General features: G+C 40.9%; 20 protein-coding genes and 1 pseudogene. 12 read left to right on the top strand and 9 right to left on the bottom strand.

Annotation, left to right across the window (positions count from 1 at the left end; genetic code table 11):
* Positions 1–497: 497 nt before the first annotated feature.
* The gene (locus SNR28_RS04985) at positions 498–1,235 is read right to left on the bottom strand and encodes an NAD(P)-binding oxidoreductase (protein WP_375748112.1); all 738 of its coding nucleotides are present in this window, start codon (positions 1,233–1,235) and stop codon (positions 498–500) included.
* Positions 1,236–1,329: 94 nt separating this feature from the next.
* Here SNR28_RS04985 and SNR28_RS04980 point away from each other — a divergent pair, with 94 nt between their 5' ends.
* Both SNR28_RS04980 and SNR28_RS04975 read left to right on the top strand, forming a co-directional pair.
* Positions 1,330–2,232, top strand: a complete 903-nt coding sequence (locus SNR28_RS04980; protein ID WP_375748111.1) for a LysR family transcriptional regulator — start codon at positions 1,330–1,332, stop codon at positions 2,230–2,232.
* Between the two features lie 65 nt (positions 2,233–2,297).
* Entirely contained in the window at positions 2,298–4,379 is a 2,082-nt protein-coding gene (locus SNR28_RS04975; protein ID WP_375748110.1) for a hypothetical protein, read from the top strand.
* A 60-nt stretch (positions 4,380–4,439) separates the two neighbouring features.
* On the opposite strand, the gene SNR28_RS04970 is transcribed toward SNR28_RS04975, so the two are convergent.
* The 3 genes from SNR28_RS04970 to SNR28_RS04960 are packed head-to-tail and all read right to left on the bottom strand — an operon-like array spanning position 4,440 to position 7,072.
* Positions 4,440–5,276 (bottom strand): EAL domain-containing protein, encoded by an 837-nt coding sequence (locus SNR28_RS04970; protein WP_375748109.1) that lies wholly within the window; start codon positions 5,274–5,276, stop codon positions 4,440–4,442.
* A 23-nt stretch (positions 5,277–5,299) separates the two neighbouring features.
* Entirely contained in the window at positions 5,300–6,400 is a 1,101-nt protein-coding gene (locus SNR28_RS04965) for a phosphotransferase (RefSeq protein WP_375748108.1), read from the bottom strand.
* Positions 6,401–6,457: 57 nt separating this feature from the next.
* Positions 6,458–7,072 (bottom strand): nitroreductase family protein, encoded by a 615-nt coding sequence (locus SNR28_RS04960; RefSeq protein ID WP_375748107.1) that lies wholly within the window; start codon positions 7,070–7,072, stop codon positions 6,458–6,460.
* A gap of 138 nt (positions 7,073–7,210) precedes the next feature.
* Between SNR28_RS04960 and SNR28_RS04955 the strand changes: the two genes are divergently transcribed.
* The 3 genes from SNR28_RS04955 to SNR28_RS04945 are packed head-to-tail and all read left to right on the top strand — an operon-like array spanning position 7,211 to position 9,324.
* Complete coding sequence (locus SNR28_RS04955) at positions 7,211–7,840, top strand: DsbA family protein (protein ID WP_375748106.1); 630 nt, start codon at positions 7,211–7,213, stop codon at positions 7,838–7,840.
* Positions 7,837–8,415 (top strand): O-methyltransferase, encoded by a 579-nt coding sequence (locus SNR28_RS04950; RefSeq protein ID WP_375748105.1) that lies wholly within the window; start codon positions 7,837–7,839, stop codon positions 8,413–8,415. The genes SNR28_RS04955 and SNR28_RS04950 overlap by 4 nt, the downstream gene beginning before the upstream one ends.
* A gap of 21 nt (positions 8,416–8,436) precedes the next feature.
* Positions 8,437–9,324, top strand: coding sequence for a LysR family transcriptional regulator (locus SNR28_RS04945; RefSeq protein ID WP_375748104.1), 888 nt, complete (start codon positions 8,437–8,439; stop codon positions 9,322–9,324).
* Here SNR28_RS04945 and SNR28_RS04940 read toward each other — a convergent pair.
* Positions 9,301–10,197 carry an EamA family transporter gene (locus SNR28_RS04940; RefSeq protein ID WP_375748103.1) on the bottom strand — a complete coding sequence of 299 codons (897 nt, stop codon included), beginning with the start codon at positions 10,195–10,197 and terminating at the stop codon, positions 9,301–9,303. The genes SNR28_RS04945 and SNR28_RS04940 overlap by 24 nt on opposite strands.
* 161 nt (positions 10,198–10,358) lie before the next feature.
* Here SNR28_RS04940 and SNR28_RS04935 point away from each other — a divergent pair, with 161 nt between their 5' ends.
* Positions 10,359–11,162, top strand: coding sequence for a hypothetical protein (locus SNR28_RS04935; protein ID WP_375748102.1), 804 nt, complete (start codon positions 10,359–10,361; stop codon positions 11,160–11,162).
* Positions 11,163–11,208: 46 nt separating this feature from the next.
* Positions 11,209–11,526, top strand: a complete 318-nt coding sequence (locus SNR28_RS04930) for an antibiotic biosynthesis monooxygenase family protein (protein ID WP_375748101.1) — start codon at positions 11,209–11,211, stop codon at positions 11,524–11,526.
* Positions 11,527–11,683: 157 nt separating this feature from the next.
* Here the strand turns inward: SNR28_RS04930 and SNR28_RS04925 are convergent, their stop codons facing one another.
* On the bottom strand, positions 11,684–11,830 hold the full coding sequence (locus SNR28_RS04925; RefSeq protein ID WP_375748100.1) for a hypothetical protein: 147 nt from the start codon (positions 11,828–11,830) through the stop codon (positions 11,684–11,686).
* A gap of 486 nt (positions 11,831–12,316) precedes the next feature.
* On the opposite strand from SNR28_RS04925, the pseudogene SNR28_RS04920 reads away from it, so the two are divergent.
* Positions 12,317–12,859: pseudogene (locus SNR28_RS04920) on the top strand (tryptophan--tRNA ligase); the annotation flags it as partial.
* A gap of 75 nt (positions 12,860–12,934) precedes the next feature.
* Here SNR28_RS04920 and SNR28_RS04915 read toward each other — a convergent pair.
* Positions 12,935–13,867 (bottom strand): alpha/beta fold hydrolase, encoded by a 933-nt coding sequence (locus SNR28_RS04915; RefSeq protein WP_375748099.1) that lies wholly within the window; start codon positions 13,865–13,867, stop codon positions 12,935–12,937.
* Between the two features lie 169 nt (positions 13,868–14,036).
* Between SNR28_RS04915 and SNR28_RS04910 the strand changes: the two genes are divergently transcribed.
* On the top strand, positions 14,037–14,756 hold the full coding sequence (locus tag SNR28_RS04910) for a helix-turn-helix transcriptional regulator (RefSeq protein WP_375748098.1): 720 nt from the start codon (positions 14,037–14,039) through the stop codon (positions 14,754–14,756).
* A gap of 121 nt (positions 14,757–14,877) precedes the next feature.
* On the opposite strand, the gene SNR28_RS04905 is transcribed toward SNR28_RS04910, so the two are convergent.
* Entirely contained in the window at positions 14,878–15,276 is a 399-nt protein-coding gene (locus tag SNR28_RS04905; protein WP_375748097.1) for a YybH family protein, read from the bottom strand.
* A gap of 15 nt (positions 15,277–15,291) precedes the next feature.
* Positions 15,292–16,029: an NAD(P)-binding oxidoreductase gene (locus SNR28_RS04900; protein WP_375748096.1), complete on the bottom strand. Its 738-nt coding sequence runs from the start codon at positions 16,027–16,029 to the stop codon at positions 15,292–15,294.
* A gap of 96 nt (positions 16,030–16,125) precedes the next feature.
* Between SNR28_RS04900 and SNR28_RS04895 the strand changes: the two genes are divergently transcribed.
* From SNR28_RS04895 to SNR28_RS04885, 3 genes are all read left to right on the top strand, one after another.
* Positions 16,126–17,028, top strand: coding sequence for a LysR family transcriptional regulator (locus SNR28_RS04895; RefSeq protein WP_375748095.1), 903 nt, complete (start codon positions 16,126–16,128; stop codon positions 17,026–17,028).
* A gap of 289 nt (positions 17,029–17,317) precedes the next feature.
* Positions 17,318–17,890 carry a YdeI family protein gene (locus SNR28_RS04890; protein WP_375748094.1) on the top strand — a complete coding sequence of 191 codons (573 nt, stop codon included), beginning with the start codon at positions 17,318–17,320 and terminating at the stop codon, positions 17,888–17,890.
* Positions 17,891–18,179: 289 nt separating this feature from the next.
* Positions 18,180–19,211, top strand: coding sequence for a helix-turn-helix domain-containing protein (locus SNR28_RS04885; protein WP_375748093.1), 1,032 nt, complete (start codon positions 18,180–18,182; stop codon positions 19,209–19,211).
* Positions 19,212–19,232: the final 21 nt, after the last annotated feature.

Genomic DNA, 19,232 nt, shown 5'->3' with positions numbered 1-19,232 from the left:
ATCTTACTATTGTCCAAAATCTTGCTAGAGATCGATCAGACTTTATTGTCATTTCCACAGCCCTTCTGGAGGCAAAGAGCCTCAAAAGTGATCAAACTTTAGCCTTTTTATAGTCTAAGAATTGCGTTCAAAGGCGCATTTCCGATCAAAGTCTATTGTTCTCCGACAATAACGCACCTTACATGGATTCACATTACATTCATCATATTGACTCCCTAGCACTCACCCGAATTGTGGTTCTCAGGGGGAACATCCTCTCACGATTCCGTTCCCACTCAGCCTAAAGCCTGAGTTTCGTTACCTGTCGGTTCCACTGCTTTATTCAGGAACCTAGGGTCATCTGGTGATACAGATGGTTCACTCTTATCGTGGTGAACAACGCTTCATACCACTTCAGGTCGCACAGACATTAACGTGTTAAAGTCTTCCTCAACTATCGCTCTATCAGCTTTTTCTATTTGATTGATTATTGGATGATGCATGTTTCAAGTCCCGTGTCACACATTGATACTATTTTGGTCGTTATAGAGAACTGGCATTTCATTTTTCCAAACACTCCAGGTTTGAGGTGAAGAAATCAACTCCACCATAAAGTTGGCAACATTGATACGACTGCTCTCCATTGACGCAAATATCGGATCACAAATCGGAGACATATGGACAGAAAACTCCGTTTTTATTGGTTGGTCAACCAAGCTATCTGGTCTGACTGCAACCCACTCCAATTGAGAATAAGAGCCGGAAACATTGTATTGCAGGTAACGGGCAGCTTCTTCATTGTCCACATGGGGAGGAATGGTTTTTCTCAACAGCCTAATAACCATTTTATGCCTCCACGAAACTGACTCGCCCCTTAGTAAATTTTGATATCCAGACGTACTCATCAATACAAATTTTACCGGCTGAATTGGCTTTAGTTTGGTAACAACTTGGCAAATCCGCTTTGTGGTGTCTGCGACCAGTTTTCTTGGTTGGCCGTAAATTCCTTTCAGTGTCAAATTGTGCCCAAGGCAGCAAATTACGCTGTCGCAACCTCTGACATGGGAAATCAGCTGCTCCTCAGACAAATCAATTATGTTGGCAACCACTATTTCTACCTGTCTGCTGGCTATAAGGTCTCTGTCTACTCTACTTATAGATCGTACAATGGCCTTTACGTGGTAACCCCTCGATATTAGTTCTTTGACCACAAGCCGACCGGTTGCCCCTGTCGCCCCCAATACTAAAACTGTCATAAAATTACCTCAATAAAACAATTGTGCTGACACTATATCTATACATATAGTTAATGGTAATTGGTTAAAAATGCATAGAGGCATACAGATTTGTATGAACTGGAAATCAATTTCTTTTGACTGGAACCGGACAAGAGCTTTTTTAGCTACTGCAGAGCTTGGAAGCTTGTCAGCGGCAGCAAAATCTTTGTGTGTGACACAACCGACGCTAAGTCGTCAGGTATCAGCTCTGGAAGATGAGCTTGGTGTTGCGCTTTTTGAGCGCTCGGCGCATAAATTAACACTCACTCGCAGTGGTATCGAGTTACTTAATATCGCTCGCGAAATGGCCGATGTGGCCCACAAGTTTTCGATGGCTGCAAATGGTCAATCGGAAGCTCTCAAAGGTGTCGTCGTGATTTCAGCTTGTCAGCTTGACGCCGTATATAGGTTGCCACCGGTTCTTAGCAAATTAAGACGTACAGAGCCAAATATATCCATAGAGTTGGTCGTCACAAACGACGTAAGTGATTTGAAACGTAGAGATGCCGATATTGCTCTTCGAAGTTTTCAACCTAGTCAGCCGAGTCTCATTGCAAAGAAGCTGGGAGAAGAGCGAGTCTATTTGTATGGTACTAGAGAGTACCTCCAACCGTTCTTTGATTTAGGTGCGGAAGGGGAATTCCGTGATATACAAATTATTGGCTTTGGAAATAACAGAAGAATAATTGAACAGTTAGCAGAGCATGGCTGGCAGCTAGTTGAAGATAATTTCAAGCTTTCCACTGAATTTCAGCCTGCTCAACTAGAGTTATGCAAAAACCATTTAGGGTTGATGTATTTGCCAGAAGACATAGCGAAACAAGAGCCAAAACTATTGCGAGCTCCCGAGGGTTTCTTTCCGATGATGGAGCTACCACTCTGGCTCATATGTCATGAGGAGCTTAGAACGAACATGCGAGTTCGCCGGGTATTTGATCTATTGGCTGCAGAGTTGGAAACTGTTGATATTCACTAACGGTTTCAGCCAGAGCTTGTTTATAGACCAAAAGTCATCTTGATTTTTCATACCAAGGCCATTCTATGAATACACACGATAAACATTCAATGTGGGAGCTAGAAGTAGAGGGGTTCGACCGACCTGTACTAGCTTCACATTTAGTTGACTATATGAATGGTGGCACTGATGACACACTCATTTCTCAATCGCGCCTAAAAAGCTATATTGCAGAGGCATCAGCCCACAGTAAAAATTATGCGGTATGCTTAAACTGCGGATGTCCAGTAGTATTTGTTGCTGGCAACCCAGTTTCAGGTATCACACCCTATTTTAGACATAATGTTGCAAAGGCACCGGATCCAGAGAGGACCGAGCTCTGCTCCTTTTACTCTGGAGCCACTTCGTTTTTTGGTACCGGTGATATCTACTTTGGTGAGGGAAAATGGCATTTTGAAAACAAACACTGGTTAGCAGAACAAATTCTTCGTAGTGGGCACTATAAGAATCTGGCCATCGAAAAATACCTTTTTTCGAAGGATGCAGAATCAAATCGTCGCCGGAAACCAGATATTTATTTTGAAGACCTGCCTGGAAATAGGTACGCCATTGAACTAACTCGGTTTTGGATGAGTCCCGAAGTTATTGCCCTAAGAGAAGCTTTTTTCCGTGAGCAATCCATCAATTTGATCTGGTTATTCAGTCCCGATTGCGAAGCAAGGAATAATACCACTCTCAATGTTGTGCTTTACGGCTCAGCAACTTCTCGTGAAGAGGCGAAACCAGATGTTTTAGAAAAGGTGGAGTGCAACGCATTTCTGCTCACGCAGGAAGCCAGATACCAAACAGAGCAAAATAGTGAACTGACTTTTGAAGTTCTGTACCCGGTAGCTAGATATCAAAATGATACAAAATCCATCACTATCGCAAACGAATCTGTCATCAAATCAATCACTGATTTTTCCTTACTGCCTGACCAGCGTTTACCGTACGCTGTAATCACTTCTGCATCTTTTACTGAGGCGCTATCTCAAAAGGAACAAGCGGAGCGAGACGATATTGCAAAACACATCCGTTTACTTCGACAGTTGGCCTATTCAGATGATCAAATTCTCAACGACTATGCTCATAACGAGATAAAAGAGCAGCTCAGCTGGATCACTGTATTTCTTAGCAAACGGCGGTTTCATAAAAGGATTGATGCATATATAGACTTGATCAACAGGAAGTTATCGAACTCCCTGGTTGAGTTAAATCGCAAGCAAAAACGCAAGTACTTGGCCAAAGCACTGTTGGACTTTCGAAAGCATTTCAATACCGCTTTTTATCTGGCAAAAAACTCCAGCAACTTAGATAGGCTTCGCCAAGAGAGCCTGCGATTAGATGAGCTAAAAGATTCGGTATTTTATTACGAATCTTCGATACTAAACAAAAGGCTCAACAGCGCGATTGTAAAGGTCAGCGAGAAAGTACTTCAGTTACATAAATTAAAGGAAGAGTCTGCCCGAAAAGCGCAATCCTCTCAGAACACTCAGTTTAAAGAATTGGAAGAGTTTATTGCCCAATTAGAGCGAGGTTTTGATGATTTGGTCCCCGATAGAGGCCTATTGGAAGTAAAAGCGACCCGACTTTCCAAGTGGGCGAGTAGAAATGGGGTTAAACCCTCCGCAGATATGAGTTATCTGGTCAATCAAGCCGTCTATGAGGCTGAAGTTCATTACTATGAGAGCCACTACCCAAACCTGTATCGAGGTTATCAATATAACGGCCTATATCGTGAAGAGCTTGAAGCCGCATTTGAATTGTTGAGAGACAATCCTTACCGGAAAAAAGACCGGCAGTACTCGCAGCATAAGGCCTACCAGGAAGCTACACGCCGGTTACTTCATCGATTTCATAATCAGTTTAATCAGCATGTTGAGGTGTTGTTTGATGATTTGCTTCTCTGCGAGCCAGCCACTTTGGCATCCTTTGCAAAAAGTCACAAAACTAATGTTCATCGCCTCCACCAGCTACAAAAGTTCCTGGCCAGTAACGGCTTTAATACCAATCTAGCTATCCGGGAGAGGCTAATGCATCTTGAGCAATCCATTTTGGGCATCTTCAGTGGTTTGAACCTAAACACTTTATATTATCAGCTTAAGGCTCTAGTACTGGATGAAACATGATCAAACACTAATAAGGGTACAGTAGAGCCACTTTAATTCCACGGTAGCGGTGTACTTTAGTCATAAGAACGGCTCCATAGAATTTGGCCACTGATTGGCCCAGTCAGTCACTTCTTCCAACGTAATAGGCTTTGATATTTTGTAGCCCTGCGCTTGTTTGTAACCTAGTTTTCGAAGAAATGTAAATTGTTGCGCAGTTTCAACCCCCTCCACGACAGTATTGAGATTAGCCTCATGACACATCATTAGAACACCTTTGAGAATACCAATTTCAGTTTGACTATAATGTTCACTGCAGATAAATGAGCGATCTACTTTTATTGTATCTACACTTAGGCACTGAAGTCGGGATAGAGAGGAACAACCAGTACCAAAATCATCAAGCGAGAACCTTAAGCCCATCTTTCGACATGATTTTATATTTTCTTGTATTTTTTTTAGTGCTCTGTATTTGCAACACTCTAAAATCTCAATCTCTATTTTCTGATAGAGATTTGCTGAGTACTTGTCAAGTTCGTTGCGAATAAAACAAGGGAACAATGTTTCACTTATACTTTGAGGGCTCATGTTAACTGCTACGGAATAGCCTTTTTGAATCAAAAAATTATTTAGATCACGAGCTGCTTGTCTGAAGACCCATTGATCCAACTGATAGTAGAGTCCTACCTCCTCAAACCTGTATAAAAAATCATTGGGCATTAAAAGCCCGTATTCAGGGTGCTTCCAACGGACTAAGGCCTCAAAGCCCAAAATATCTAAAGTATGAAGATCAATTTTAGGTTGGTAATGCAGTACTAATTCATCTCGACTCAATGCTGTTTCGATTGAATTGACACTAATTTTTAATCCTTTATTTGGATAATTTGAAGAAATATCCGGTGAAAATAGAATGTTCAAATCAACCTCCATGTCAACAGATATCAATCGGTTGATTTATTGATTAGATATGTTTTTGCTAGCGCTCGTTTGCTTCGGTAAGTATCAATTAAGTCTTTCTGATTCTTATCTTTGTTTCCATAGAACAATCCACCATTGGTCTGCAAAAAAGCATAATGAGCACTAATTGATTCAATTATTACATCGATTCTTTTTATAGTGTTGGGAGTGCAGCTCTGACCATGAAGGTCGTCCTCCACATCGAGAACGTGTGAACGAAAGGACTCAAGAGTGAACATATCTAGCAAAAGTGCATCATTGCTTAATGCCGCTTTCCATTTGCGCAAGAGCTGTTCGAATTGTGAAACCACATTTTGGTCAGCATTGGCATCAGAAAGCCACTTTACTTTGTCTTCAAATACTTCAGATGCAACTAGTTTAAGCTCTCGATAGAGCTCAAATTGTTCCTCGAATGTCATTGAGGTTTGCTTAATAAGCCATCCAAAAAAGAATCTTGTTTCAAACCGCTCGACCAAGTGAAATAAAGGATCTGTTTTACCGTTGCTGTTGAAATCTGTAAGTGGATTAAATTTGTACATATACCCAAAATCAAACAGGTAGACCTTTCCATTACCATCAATAAGAACGTTACCTTCACATAGATCCCATTCCATTAAACCTTGCTTTTCGCACTCATTGGTTGTGGTCAGTATTTGCCTAAAAATGTCTGAGTTCAGGCTATTCACGGCTTCCCCATCAATCCAAGGAGATAAAATAATTCCTAACCGATAGTCTGCATATATCGTTTCAACAATATTTTTAAACTTTGAACTGGTTTCTTTTGATGCCTTAAGTCTGTAAAAATCCAATCGCCTCTGAACTTCATTCATAAACGAAAATTCACCATCAAGATTTGAAACCAAAGCCTGTTTTCGTTTAATTTTTAGCGTGTAATGAATGCCATTAATTTCTATTTGGTAGATTTTAGCCGTTAACCCCGAATCGATGCTCTTTCTGACATAAGAAGAGTTTGCATCCGTTTTCGCAAGAATAAGCGGGTCTATAGGGCATTCGGAAGCATTGCCAACGATGATATTTTGCCCACTCGATTCAAAGTCTTTCTGTGCTTTTTGTCGTTCGTTCATACTGATGCCTGGTGGTCCATTTAATATGGGGTTAGACAAGCTAACCCCGTTATTCTTCTATACGACACTCAATACTTCTTGAGTCGCACGCCTGGTTTTTTTGGACCAGTTACCTTCTGCAGCTCTGCCCACCGTAATAAGAATTGCTGGGATCATCTCTTCTCCCAGGTTGAAAGAATCTTTGATCAAGCCTGAGTCAAATCCACCTACACTACCGGTGTTATATCCTTTCGCTTCGGCTGCATAAATCAAGCTCATGGCTAACAATGAAGCAGAGCGAATCGCTTCATCTCTTCGAATTGTTTCACTGCCTGAATGACTTGTGGCCGCCATATCGACCCATGCTTGCTTTATACCTTCAGGGATGATTAGTTTATCGACATCACTTTGTAAAATCGTGTCTAGCTGCTTATACCCATCACTATTGCCGCACACAATATAAGTCACCGCAGCATCTTTAGTTTGTGGTTGGCCATAAGCGGCTTCACAAAGTTTCTTTTTTGCCTCTTTAGAGTGGACTGCTACGACATACCAGTTCTGCAAATTAAAAGCAGACGGAGACTGAAATGCATAATTGGCAATTTCAATCACCTCTTGTGATGATATTTCAACCGACGAATCGTAAATGCCCGTTGTTTTACGTTCAATCATTAAATCTAAAATGTTTTTCATATAACGCACCCAATATCTATATTAACTTTCAAAATAACAATATCAGAATAATTGTTTACTGTGAGTGAAAAGTATTTTTACAGATGTGGCTAGTTTAATACTTTATACTGAATGCGATTTATAAATAACGAGGTAAACATGAACGCTAAAATTGAATTTTTTCATGATGTTGTGTGTGGGTGGTGTTATATACAATCACCTGCTTTAAGAAGATTGGCTAGCGAATACGACGTTAGAGTTGTTCATAGGAATTTTGTATTACAAAGAAATGATAGAGAGATGATTAATAAGTGGGGTTCGCTAGAAAATGCAAAAGCGGAAATTCTTCAACACTGGGAGTCTTGTCAATCATTTGAGGGGAATAACGAAAAATTTAATATATCAGGCATGCGCGAAGCTGATTTTAATTACCCTAATGGTCTACTTGCAGCTAAAGCGACAAAGGCAGCTGAGATCCTACATGGCCAAAAAGGTCATTGGGACATGTTTGATTTACTGCAAAAATATCACCTTCAATTAACTAAGAACGTTAATGATATAGAGGTGATCCAGCAAGCCGCCAATGACCTAGAATACGACAAACAGGCATTCAACCAATTACTAGAGTCGGAGCACGTCTTGAGTGAGCTTACAAGAGATTCGGAGATTGCGTTTAAGTATTGTGTGCGCTCGATTCCTACGCTAATTGTCAATGAAAAGTATGCTATCCGCGCTACTACTAAGTATGCGGATTTGTTGAACACTCTTAAAAAGCTGGAAGTATTATGACATTTGACACATTGATTGCTTCTATGGAAGCAAGAGGAGCCCAAAACGATATTTTCGCACTAGATAAAAAAGACAAATACTTGAACATTACCCGAGATACAGGGGAGTTTTTGAATTTCTTGGTAACAATGGAAAAGCCAGAGCGGGTGCTAGAAGTTGGCACTTCCAATGGATACTCCACACTATGGCTTTCAAAAAACTTACCGTCTTCCGGTAGGATTATCACGTTAGATATAAATCCGTCTAGACTTAAAGAAGCGAATGAGAATTTCAAGGAATTAAACGTCCAAAGTAAAGTCTCTACTTACCAAATTGGAGTGCAAAGATATCTTCGTGATACTGATGCACCGTGCTTTGATATGGTTTTTTTGGATGCAAATCGAGACGAGTATCTAAGCTACTTTAATGCTTTACTCTCCCGCATGAGGAAGGGGGGGCTTCTGATATGTGACAACGCTAATTCTCATAGAGAAGAGCTAGAAGAGCTCCTTGTTTGGATAGAACGACATCCAGGGTTATCTCATTGTATTGTCAACGTTGGGAAAGGCGAGTTGTTAGTCTATAAACATTATTGAGTTAGTTTTAAGGAATAAATTTTGGATAAAATAAGAGCGTTGACGGTATTCAGGCGCATTGTTGAGTTAGGAAGCTTCCAAGCGGCCGCGACGGATCTAAAACTATCAAAAGCGGCTGTGACAAAGAACATCAATGAGTTAGAAATTTCACTGGATACCCCTTTAATTAACCGTACCACGAGAAAGTTAGTTGTTACCGAATCCGGACTGGATTTTTACCGAGAGGTGTGTGTCGCTTTAGATACCATCAACAATGCGGAGCAAACCCTCTTTTTCAATAGAGGACACATTGCGGGAAAGCTGAAAATTGGTTGTCCAGTGTCTCTGGGGATCGAGGTGATAAATCGACTTATCTGCGAATTTTCAGATGTTTATCCAAACGTTTCAATTGAGATATTAATGGACGATAGGCATCTCGATCTTATATCCCAAGGGGTTGATGTCGCTATACGTGGAACAGGTGCTTTGGCTGATTCCTCATTGAAATCCCGAAAGCTTAATGAAATAAAGAGAACACTATGTGCTTCCCAAACCTATTTGGACGCTTTTCCTCCAATATTAAGTCCTTTAGATCTAAAGTCGCATCAATGCCTCGGTTACAGCTTATCTTCATCAAACACATGGCGATTTGATCGTGGTGGCGAAGTAGAAGAAGTGGATGTTACGTTTTCTCATTTCACGGTCAACAATAGCCTAGCACTAGTTGAAGCTGCAACGCTTAGTAAGGGTGTCATCTTAACACCCTATACGTATGTTAAATCGAAATTAGATTCAGGTGAGTTAGTTGAAATTCTGCCGGATTGGCTACCTAAGCATCATTATCTTTATGCGGTTTATCCAAGTAGCCGAGCGCACTCAAAACTAGTTCGAAGCTTCATCGATTTCTTAATCGAACGTATTCTTGTGTAGTTTAGTCGCCACTATTTTTGGAGTATCTGGCTTCGTTGGTGAGACTATTTTACATAGGGAGTATAAGACCAATCCCACGCCAGCTAGTTGAGTCAGAGTTAGTGATTGGTTCAAGGCGACCCAACCAATAATAATTGCGGTAATTGGACTTAAAAAACCAAGAGAGCTTGCGACACTTAGGGGCAGTTTCTTTACACCATTAAACCAAATTGAGTAAGAAATTATGGCTCCAAAAACGACCAGATAAGCATACCCATAGACGTTTTTGGCCTCCAGGTTTGTGGGGTACGTATCGTACAACGGAGATATACACAGCAATATGATGCCTCCTAATACTAACTGGTATCCTGTGAAAGCGTATAAGTTAATGTTGCTTGACCACTTTCTTGACAAAAAAGTGCCAAAGGACATTGAGATAGCTCCTATAAGTGCCGCTATCACGCCCAAAAGATCCCACTGAATTGAATTCTGAACAAAGATTAAACTCATCCCTATCAATGCAGTAAAGAACATAAAAATCTTGGTCTTGGATAGTGTTTCGTTTTTAAAAACGAAAGCCAGAAATGCCACTATCGCTGGTTGTAAAGAGCCTATCAGCGAGGCTAGCCCACCAGGTAAATTATACGCAGAAATGAATAGCATACTTTGGAATAATGAAATATTTAATATCGATAATATAAATAGACGTTTGAATGATGCTGAGTTCACTCTTTCCCAGAATATAGCCAGTAAGAATATACCCGCGGGTAAACACCTAATAGCGGCTGCTAAAAAGGGTTGGCCTGGAGGTAAGAATTCAGTAGTTAAGTAATAAGTACTGCCCCAAATAATTGGCGCGAGTGCCGTAAGTACTGTCATGTAAATAATATTCATAATATTATCCTTAGTTGGTGTTATGTATATTATTTTAAAACTTAAGTGTGCATTCAATGAAAATACGGTGAATTGACAATTCACTAAACTAATATTTATTGTTCTTCAATTTGTCATTATATTTATTTTGGAAGATAACTAGACATATTTGGAGGATTCACATGCTTAAAAGATTATTGATATCTATTATATTTACCCTTATTTCTTCTCATGCTTTAGCGAGCAACCCGAGCTCTTTGGGTGTTCTTGAATTAGCCTTTAGTGATGGCAGGCCCGCCGTAAATGGTATTCAGAATGTAAACAATGCATTGAAAGGAATTGGTGTGAAAGTTACTGAAGCTTCTATCCCAAACAATGTTCAAGACGTTTTAGAACGCTCTAAGAAGCAGGCTTTGAGCAAACAAGATCAATCACTTCTTCTGGAGACGTTTGCGTTACACAGGGGGGAGTTGCTTCAACAAATTGAAATAGCCGGTAGGGAGCCAGCTGTTCCTCGAGGTGGACTTTTGTCTACTTCTGAGCCAAATGTCTCCCCTTACCCAAAGGTTTACGACATGAAATCGATGTCAGAGGAAACGAAGTATTTTCTTCAACACAAGTTTGGCAAACTACATGTCAACAGTTCAGATAGTGGTGAAGGCATTGACGAAGTAATGACCATCATATCCGGAGGGCAATGGACTTGGTTTTTCGTTCTCGAAGATGGCGTAGTCGGAAAGCTCACGCTTGGATATGTTGACAGGGAATCAAGTGCATGGCGTATCTCTTATCCTGGATTGGTCCCTCATGGTGGCTTTTTTGATGCTGATTATGGACTAGTTGTAGCTCACGCACATGGGCCAGAGAATTTTATAATGCGCTATGAAGACCCAAGTGTTAACTGGTCTGATAGCTTAGGTGCAAACCCTTGGATCGATTTCTCAAAAGAAATACCAGTTTTACTTAAGGAAACTGCTAGTTTTTAATTATCTAAAGGGACTATTGTATTGGTTCAATTGTGAGGAGTTAAACATGTTTATAGTCATGTATGAATTTCAAATAAAAAAAGGTAAAGATGAGCCGTTTATAAAGGCGTGGGCAGATCATACTGAATTTGTTTACGCACAGCGGGGTAGTCTAGGTTCAAGGTTGCACGAAACTGAAACAGATGATACTTATGTGGCTTACGCTCAGTGGCCTAGCAAAGAACAATGGCAAGAATCTTCCAAGGTTTACGAAGAGTCTTCTCCTGAGACGCTGTTACAAATGAAAGAATTGTTAGTCTCATCTCGAGTAATAAGACAGCTATCGGTTTGTGCTGACAACTTGAAGGAAACACCTTTTAGTTAAAATTTAATCACTTGTCATAAAGACCCGATGTACTAAAACACGAGGTCTGAATAAGGATTCAACTTTCCACTGCTATTCTCGTAGCAGTGGAGCTAATCTAAAATCAGGAATTTATCTAAGCTGAGTTCGATCAATTACTCAATCTTGACTAGTTAGACTATAAGGATTGTTTAGAATCACCTTTCTGGTATACGGTTCGGGTAAGGTTACGATATCGAACCAAAAACTCGCCAAGATGACCAATTTTCGATAAGTACTGGACTTTCCCCAAGTTTAGTGTCATCGGCTCAATGAAAAAATCCATATTAGCCAGCCTGTTTTTTGGGGGGAGAGAAATCCACATGCTTGCTATTCAGTCCTGCATAAAGTGGATTTAATACTACAGTTCGAGATGGAAGCTTAAGTCCATTTTCTGTCACAGTGATCAGCAATAGAAACGGTATTGTTGTCTTTTTGGGATACTAAATCTTATCGATAGGGTAGAAAACAGCCCTTCGTTGTAACTCAGAAATGTCCAAAAGCTTCTTACGCGGAGTTGTGGTTTGTTGTAGTTTGTTGTTGTTCTATAAGAGGCATATATGAAGTAATGGAGGATTACTTGCTTGTATCGCAGAGCGGCTGGTTAGCAACAAAATTTCGAGAATTGCTTCGATCGACTTGATGGGATAGTCGAGAATTGCTGGGTGGTTTTCTCAGGTTTTGGTTGGAGAAAGGGCTTTTTGATGAGAAAGCCATAAACCCATTGGTATTGCAGGTCTCTCTCATAATTCATAAAAACAAAAAATAATTCTTGCCTATGCTTGAACAAACGAATGAAATTGTAAGGAAAATAAATACCCTAGCAGGAAAAACAGTCCTCAATGAATGCCGTCCGCTGCTTAGAAATGCATCACGTCTACCTAGCACGGACGGAAAGAATAAAATGTCAAAATCAATGGGGAACGCTTTCAATCTTGGCGCTTCCCAGAAGGAGAACAGTGTTGCTGTAGAATCAATGTATACTGACCCAAATCACTTGAAGAATGAGGATGTTGGTTGCGTCGAAGGAAACGTTGTTTTTACCTATCTTGATGCATTTCACCCAGACTCAAACTACATCACTCACTTGAAGGAACATTACCAACGAGGCGGTCTTGGTGATGGAACTACAAAGAAAATCCTTGAAGAATGTTTGCAAGAGCTAGTTAGACCTATTCGAGAGAAAAGAGCCGAACTACTCGATGATAAAGCACAGCTAATTAATATTTTGGCTGAAGGAAGCCAACTATCTAAAGAGAAAACTGAGAGGGTACTTTTTGATATTAAAGATATATTTGGGCTAAACATCCTCTGAACAGACCTCACTTCGGGAGAGTTAACTCAAATTGACGATTAATGCTCCCGAAGTGTTCAGAGTTGCCTTAATGCGTCATCTATTGAGCCAGTTTAAGATTGCCCGATTTGTTTCTTCCGGTAACTCTTGCTGTATCCAATGACCACAGTCTAAATGAATGACTTGGACATTGGGTACAAACTCTTTCAGATTTTCTGGTTGAGGTATCATGTCTCGATCACCATAAATCATCAGTGTCGGATGCTGGATCACAGGGTTTACATCCGCTAATTGGTGCCAGTTCCGGTCAAGGTTTCTATACCAGTTGATACTACCGTTAAACCCCGAAGCTCTAAAGGAAGATACATAGACGTCTAATTCAGGCTCACTCATCAAAGGATTGCCAGAAGCCGTTTCCGATTGCGCGAGTTTTATCATCATCATGTCGGACTCGACACCTGGGGTGGGAGTATCTTTTCTGTACAAGTTATGAAGAAACTGAAATGTGTTCTCTTCTAGTATGGCATCAGCAACCCCCGGTTGTTGATTAAAATGAACAAAGTAATAATCCGAACCAAGTAGTTGTGACATGAGCTCTATCCAGGGCACATCACCGCGTTCCTGATAGGGCAAGCTCAGGTTTATTACCTTGCTAACACGGGTGGGGTGTAATAAAGCTAGTCCCCAGACAACCATTGCTCCCCAATCATGACCAACAAAAATGGCATTGTCGTATCCATAGTGATCGAGCAGGGCAACAAGGTCACCAGATAAATGTTCGATATCATACGCCTCTATTTCCTTAGGAGATGAGGAATTTCCATAACCCCGTTGATTAGGAATGATGACGTGGTAGCCCCCAGCTACGAGGGCAGGCACTTGGTAACGCCATGAAAAAGCGAGCTCTGGCCAGCCATGGCAAAGTATAATTGGCTTTCCAGCGTTTTGCTGACCAGCTTCGAACACTTCTAGCTCGATATTATTCACCGAAATTAACTGGGGTGTGGGAAAGTGATTAAAATCTAACATAGTCCTTCTCCTGAGTGGTGGCATGGTTGTTCTACATTTAAGCTATGCGGCTATCTACTAAGATAATTGTCTGAGTCGAAACAACATTTGGATCCACTGACAAATAATGTTAAGTAATGTATAACTTAATGGTGACACCAGTTGGCACTAAATATCAGGAAGTGTAAAAATGAACGTTAGAGTACGACAAGATGCCATCATTCGTAATCTTCGACGAAATGGAACATTAACCGTAGAGGGTTTGGCTGAAAGTGTTGGTGCATCGAGGCGTACAATACTAAGGGATATCAGTACGCTGAGGGAAGAAGGGTTTGTTATTCACTCGGAAGCAGGGCCTGGTGGGGGGCTTCGACTTGAGCCTCAGTCCGTCTTAACCAGCGCTCGAATTTCTGTTGTTGAGGTATTTTCTCTTATCATCAGTGTGACCGCGATACGTTCAACCGGGAGTATGCCATTTTCTAATATTGCTGATACCGGCTTAGCAAAAATAGAGGGCTTATTGTCCTCAGATAAAGTCAAAGACCTGCGCCGCTTATTGGATGGTTTATATATTGGAAAGCTCGCACCGGGTGTTGATACAACTAACATAGGAGAGATAGATACCAACCTTTTGCCTGTTTTCGAAACGACTTTTTTGCAGCGACAGATTATCCGTTTCAAATACTTTGATGCGAAAGGTGTTACTACGAGTCGCGAAGTAGAGCCGCAAGCTATACTGATACTGTGGCCTCTCTGGTATCTGGTTGCATGGGATCCACTACGAAATGATTTTCGCCACTTTCGTATGGATAGAATTAAACTACCTGAGCTTGTTGAAGGTAGTAAATTTCGCCAGCGTTACGTACCGTTTGAAGATAACGTTTCTCAATATCGTAACCTGGCTCGATGACTACGCAAAATTTGCTGTTCCAGCCTCAAGTGTCACAACGCATATTAAAAGTGTTTGTGGGCTGAAATAGAATAGATAATTGATCATAACATTGGCTGCTTATGTGGCGGTAATGTAAGTCCTAACATGGGGTCTGGTCAGGGATTTGGATAATGTCATGCCCAAATGAGTTATCAATAGAGCACAACCAATGACCACACCGATTCTTTTTAAAGACATAGGTTGCTTTTCTGGTAACTTCTGGGTAATTCGGCGCTGATACAACCGTATTCGCCAGCACTAAAGCTGTATCACCAGACTCCAAAATTTCTAAACCGTTTTGGTGAACTCTCAGGCCGTTTCTGAAATAAACAGCTATAGCCTCAAACGCTTTTCTGATGGCTTGCTTGCCAACAACGTTTTTGCCAGGCTCGACCACTAATATAGCATCACAAGTATAGATAGACATTAAGGTATCAAAATCTTCCGCAACTATCGCTTTATCAGCTTTTTCTATTTGATTGATTATTGGATGACGCATGTTCCGACTCCCGTGTCACACATTGATACCTTTCTGGTCGTTATAGAGAACGGGCATTTCATTTTTCCAGATACTCCAGGTTTGAGGTGAACAAATCAATTCCACCATAAAATTAGCGACATTGATGCGACTGCTCTTCATTGATGCAAATATCGGGTCACAAATCGGAGACGCGTGAACAGAAAACTCCGTTTTCATTGGTTGGTCAATCAAGCTATCTGGTCTGACCGCAACCCACTCCAACTGAGATAAAGAGCCGGATACATTGTATTGCAGGTACTGGGCAGCCTCTTCATTATCCACATGGGGAGGAATGGTTTTTCTTATTAGCTGAATAACCATTTTATGCATCCAGGAAACTGTCTCACCTCTTAGTGAGTTTTGATATCCAGACGTACTCATCAATACAAATTTTACCGGCTGAACTGGTTTTAGTTTGGTTATAGCTTGGCATACACGCTTTGTGGTGTCTGCCACTAGCTTTCTTGGCTGGCCGTAAATTCCGTTTAGTGACAAATTGTGCCCAAGACAGCAAATCACAGCTTCGCAACCTCTGACATGGGAAATTAACTGCTCCTCAGACAAATCAATTATGTTGGCAACCACTACTTCTACTTGCCTGCTGGCGATAAGGTCACGGTCTACTCTATCCAATGCCCGCACAATGGCTCTTACATTGTAACCCCGCGAAATTAGTTCTTTGACCACAAGCCGACCTGTTGCCCCTGTCGCCCCCAATACTAAAACTGTCATAAAACTACCTCAATAAAACAATTGTGCTGACACTATATATATATACATATAGTTAATGGTAATTGCTTAAAAATGCATAGAGGTATACAGATTTGTATGAACTGGAAATCAATTTCTTTTGACTGGAACCGGACAAGAGCTTTTTTAGCTACTGCGGAGCTTGGAAGCTTGTCTGCGGCCGCAAAATCTTTATGCGTGACACAACCGACGCTGAGTCGTCAGGTATCAGCTCTGGAAGATGAGCTTGGTGTTGCTCTTTTTGAGCGCTCAGCGCATAAGTTAAAACTCACTCGCAGTGGAATCGAATTACTTAATATCGCGCGAGAAATGGGCGATGTGGCCCACAAGTTTTCGATGGCTGCAAATGGCCAATCGGAAGCTCTGAAAGGCGTTGTCGTAATTTCGGTCTGTCAGCTTGATGCCATGTATAGGTTGCCACCGATTCTGAGCAAGTTAAGACGTGAAGAGCCGAGTATATCCATAGAGCTGAACGTCACAAACGATGTAAGTGATTTAAAACGTAGAGATGCCGATATTGCTATTCGAAGTTTCCAACCTACCCAGCCGAGTCTCATTGCAAAGAAGTTAGGCGAAGAGCGAATTTATTTGTATGGTACCAGGGAGTACCTTCAGCAGTTCTCTGGTGTAGGGTCCACTGGAGATATCCGGGAGCTGCAAATTATAGGCTTTGGAAACAACAGCAGAATCATTGAACAATTTACAAAGCATGGCTGGCAGCTAGGTGAAGACAATTTCAAGCTTTCTACTGAGTTTCAACCTGCTCAACTAGAGTTATGCAAACAACATCTAGGGTTGATGTATTTACCAGAAGACATAGCGAAACAAGAGCCAAAACTTATGCGCGCTCCCGAGGATTTTTTTCCAATGATGCAGATTCCACTCTGGCTTGTATGTCATGAAGAGCTTAGAACGAACTTGCGAGTTCGCCGGGTGTTTGATCTATTGGCTGCGGAGCTGGCAATCCTTGATACTCCCTGATTGCCTACTTATTCCGTTGTAAGGAACCGTCTTCAGACGAAAGCCCTGACAGTCTGGAATTGAAGTTGAAAATCGTAGTTCAAAAAGGCTAAAGCTTACACAAGCTTTTCTCCGAACAACCCATATTGGTGTCAAGTTATGTCACCAACACTTTTTATAATCCTCGCCATCCTAAATTGAAAAGGTAGGCGTCTGTTAGATTTGCGGTGAGATATCCAATTTAAACCGTTCATTCGTTTAACCTTAAAAAGTGCAAAAACACCAAAGCGAGTGTGTTTGGAGACAATAAATGTCAGCTGTCCTATTTTTTAAGAATCAAGAAGAAATGCATGCCTGGTTAGAGTTAAATCACGCTCAGGAAACTGAGATTTGGGTGGGCTTCTTTAAAAAAGGCTCTCGAAAGTTAAGCTTTACATGGTCCGAATCAGTTGATGTCGCGCTTTGTTTCGGTTGGATCGATGGCATCCGGAAATCAATAGATGAAGATAGTTATAAAATTCGTTTCTCTCCTCGCAAGATAAATAGTGTTTGGAGTGCTGTGAACGTGAAGAAAGTGCAGAATCTTCTAAAAATGGGGAAAATGAGACCGGAAGGCATTTTGTTATTTGACAATCGAAATGATGTGAAAGGCTATTCCTCTGAACAAAGGAATGTCCCTCTAGATAAAAAGTATGAAGAATCAATTAAGGCGAATGCACCCGCCTGGCAATACTTTACTAATTTAGCACCATCGTACAAAAGAGATTCGATATGGTGGGTTATGAGTGCTAAAAAAGAGGAAACTCGTGATAAAAGATTGCATGTACTTATTGAATCATCTGCAGCAGGTCAAAAAATACCTATGTTACGTAACCATAAGTAAAAATGATTCCTACCCATTATGTACTAACGAAATGGTGAACACTATTAAGATTTGGTTGGATTAGAAAACTAGTGGCGCTGGTCAAAAAGAGGCCAACTGGTTGAAGAGGATTACTCAAAAGGGTGATAGATATTTAATCGTCTATACGCATGCATTTTACTGGATGGGGATATGCCTTTATATAGATCGGGTGAATGTTTCTGTTGATCTAAATTAAATGTGTAGGCAAAGTGAGTCAGGAGTCATCCTAGCATGAGCCAGATATTTTTGGAAAAGAAGGAAGTATAAGTTGTCAAAAACTGATAATAATAACTCTGTTTCTGTAGCTGCGGCTCTTGACCTTGTTGATGAACTTAACACGGTTAATTTGGAACATAAGGATGTGAGGTTACAACAGCTGTTACAGAAGTTATCTAACCTTGATTTGATCGACCGTTTACCAATCGCTGATTATTTCTACCTTTTTGGTGTGATTCGAAAGAACCACACTATTCCTGAGATCGGGCTCACTCTCGGTCAAAAGATTAATCCAAGTTCTAAAGGTGTACTAGCTAGCTGGGTTAGTCAAACAAGCTCTCTAGCTGAAGCGGTAGATACCTTCATTGAGAACACTTCTCTAATGAACACTGCAGAACAATGGCAAATAGATAACGATGGGTTCACTTGCACCTTGAAGCTGACTATTCATAAATGTGATAAGTACCCTTCGATAGCCGTCGAAAGAAGTATGAGCGCAATGGTTGCTTGGGCTAACTTGCTAAGTGGGAACAAGATCAACATATCAAGGGCAAGTTTTACTTTTGATGCTCCGAACTATAAGAGTAAGTTCGTACCAGTATTTGGAAAAAATATAACCTTTTCATCCGGTGTCAATTCACTAGAGTTTCCTTCTACGTTCTTAGAGGAACCAATCCAAACGAGCAGTCAACTCCTAAAAAGTATCGCAGAACAAAAAGCCAAGGAGGTATTGGTCACTATTCAGGGCGATTCAATTATCAAGGATAAGACAAAAGCCTTAGTCGTTGATTGTTTGAACAAAGGCCAAGCCCCCTCTATAGATGTGATTGCTAAGCAACTGCACATGAGCAGACAAACACTCTATCGAAGACTCAAAGAAGAAGGGTCGAACTTCAAAGAAATTGTTGACCAAGTTCGTAGCGAAAGAGTTAGAAGCTTGATTAATTCTGGCCAGCTTAGTATTACCGAAATATGTTTTGGCCTCGGATTTAAAGAACCATCAAGCTTTTACAAAGCGTTTAAAAGGTGGTTTGGAGTGACACCAACACAGTACATCAATTGTACTAGCTCAGACCTGATCTGACAGTTACCCACTTTTAGATGC

The sequence above is a fragment of the Vibrio iocasae genome (assembly GCF_042245395.1).
Lineage (GTDB): Bacteria > Pseudomonadota > Gammaproteobacteria > Enterobacterales > Vibrionaceae > Vibrio > Vibrio iocasae.
Note: the sequence above shows the minus strand (reverse complement) of the source record. Positions and strands in the feature narration are given on the sequence as shown.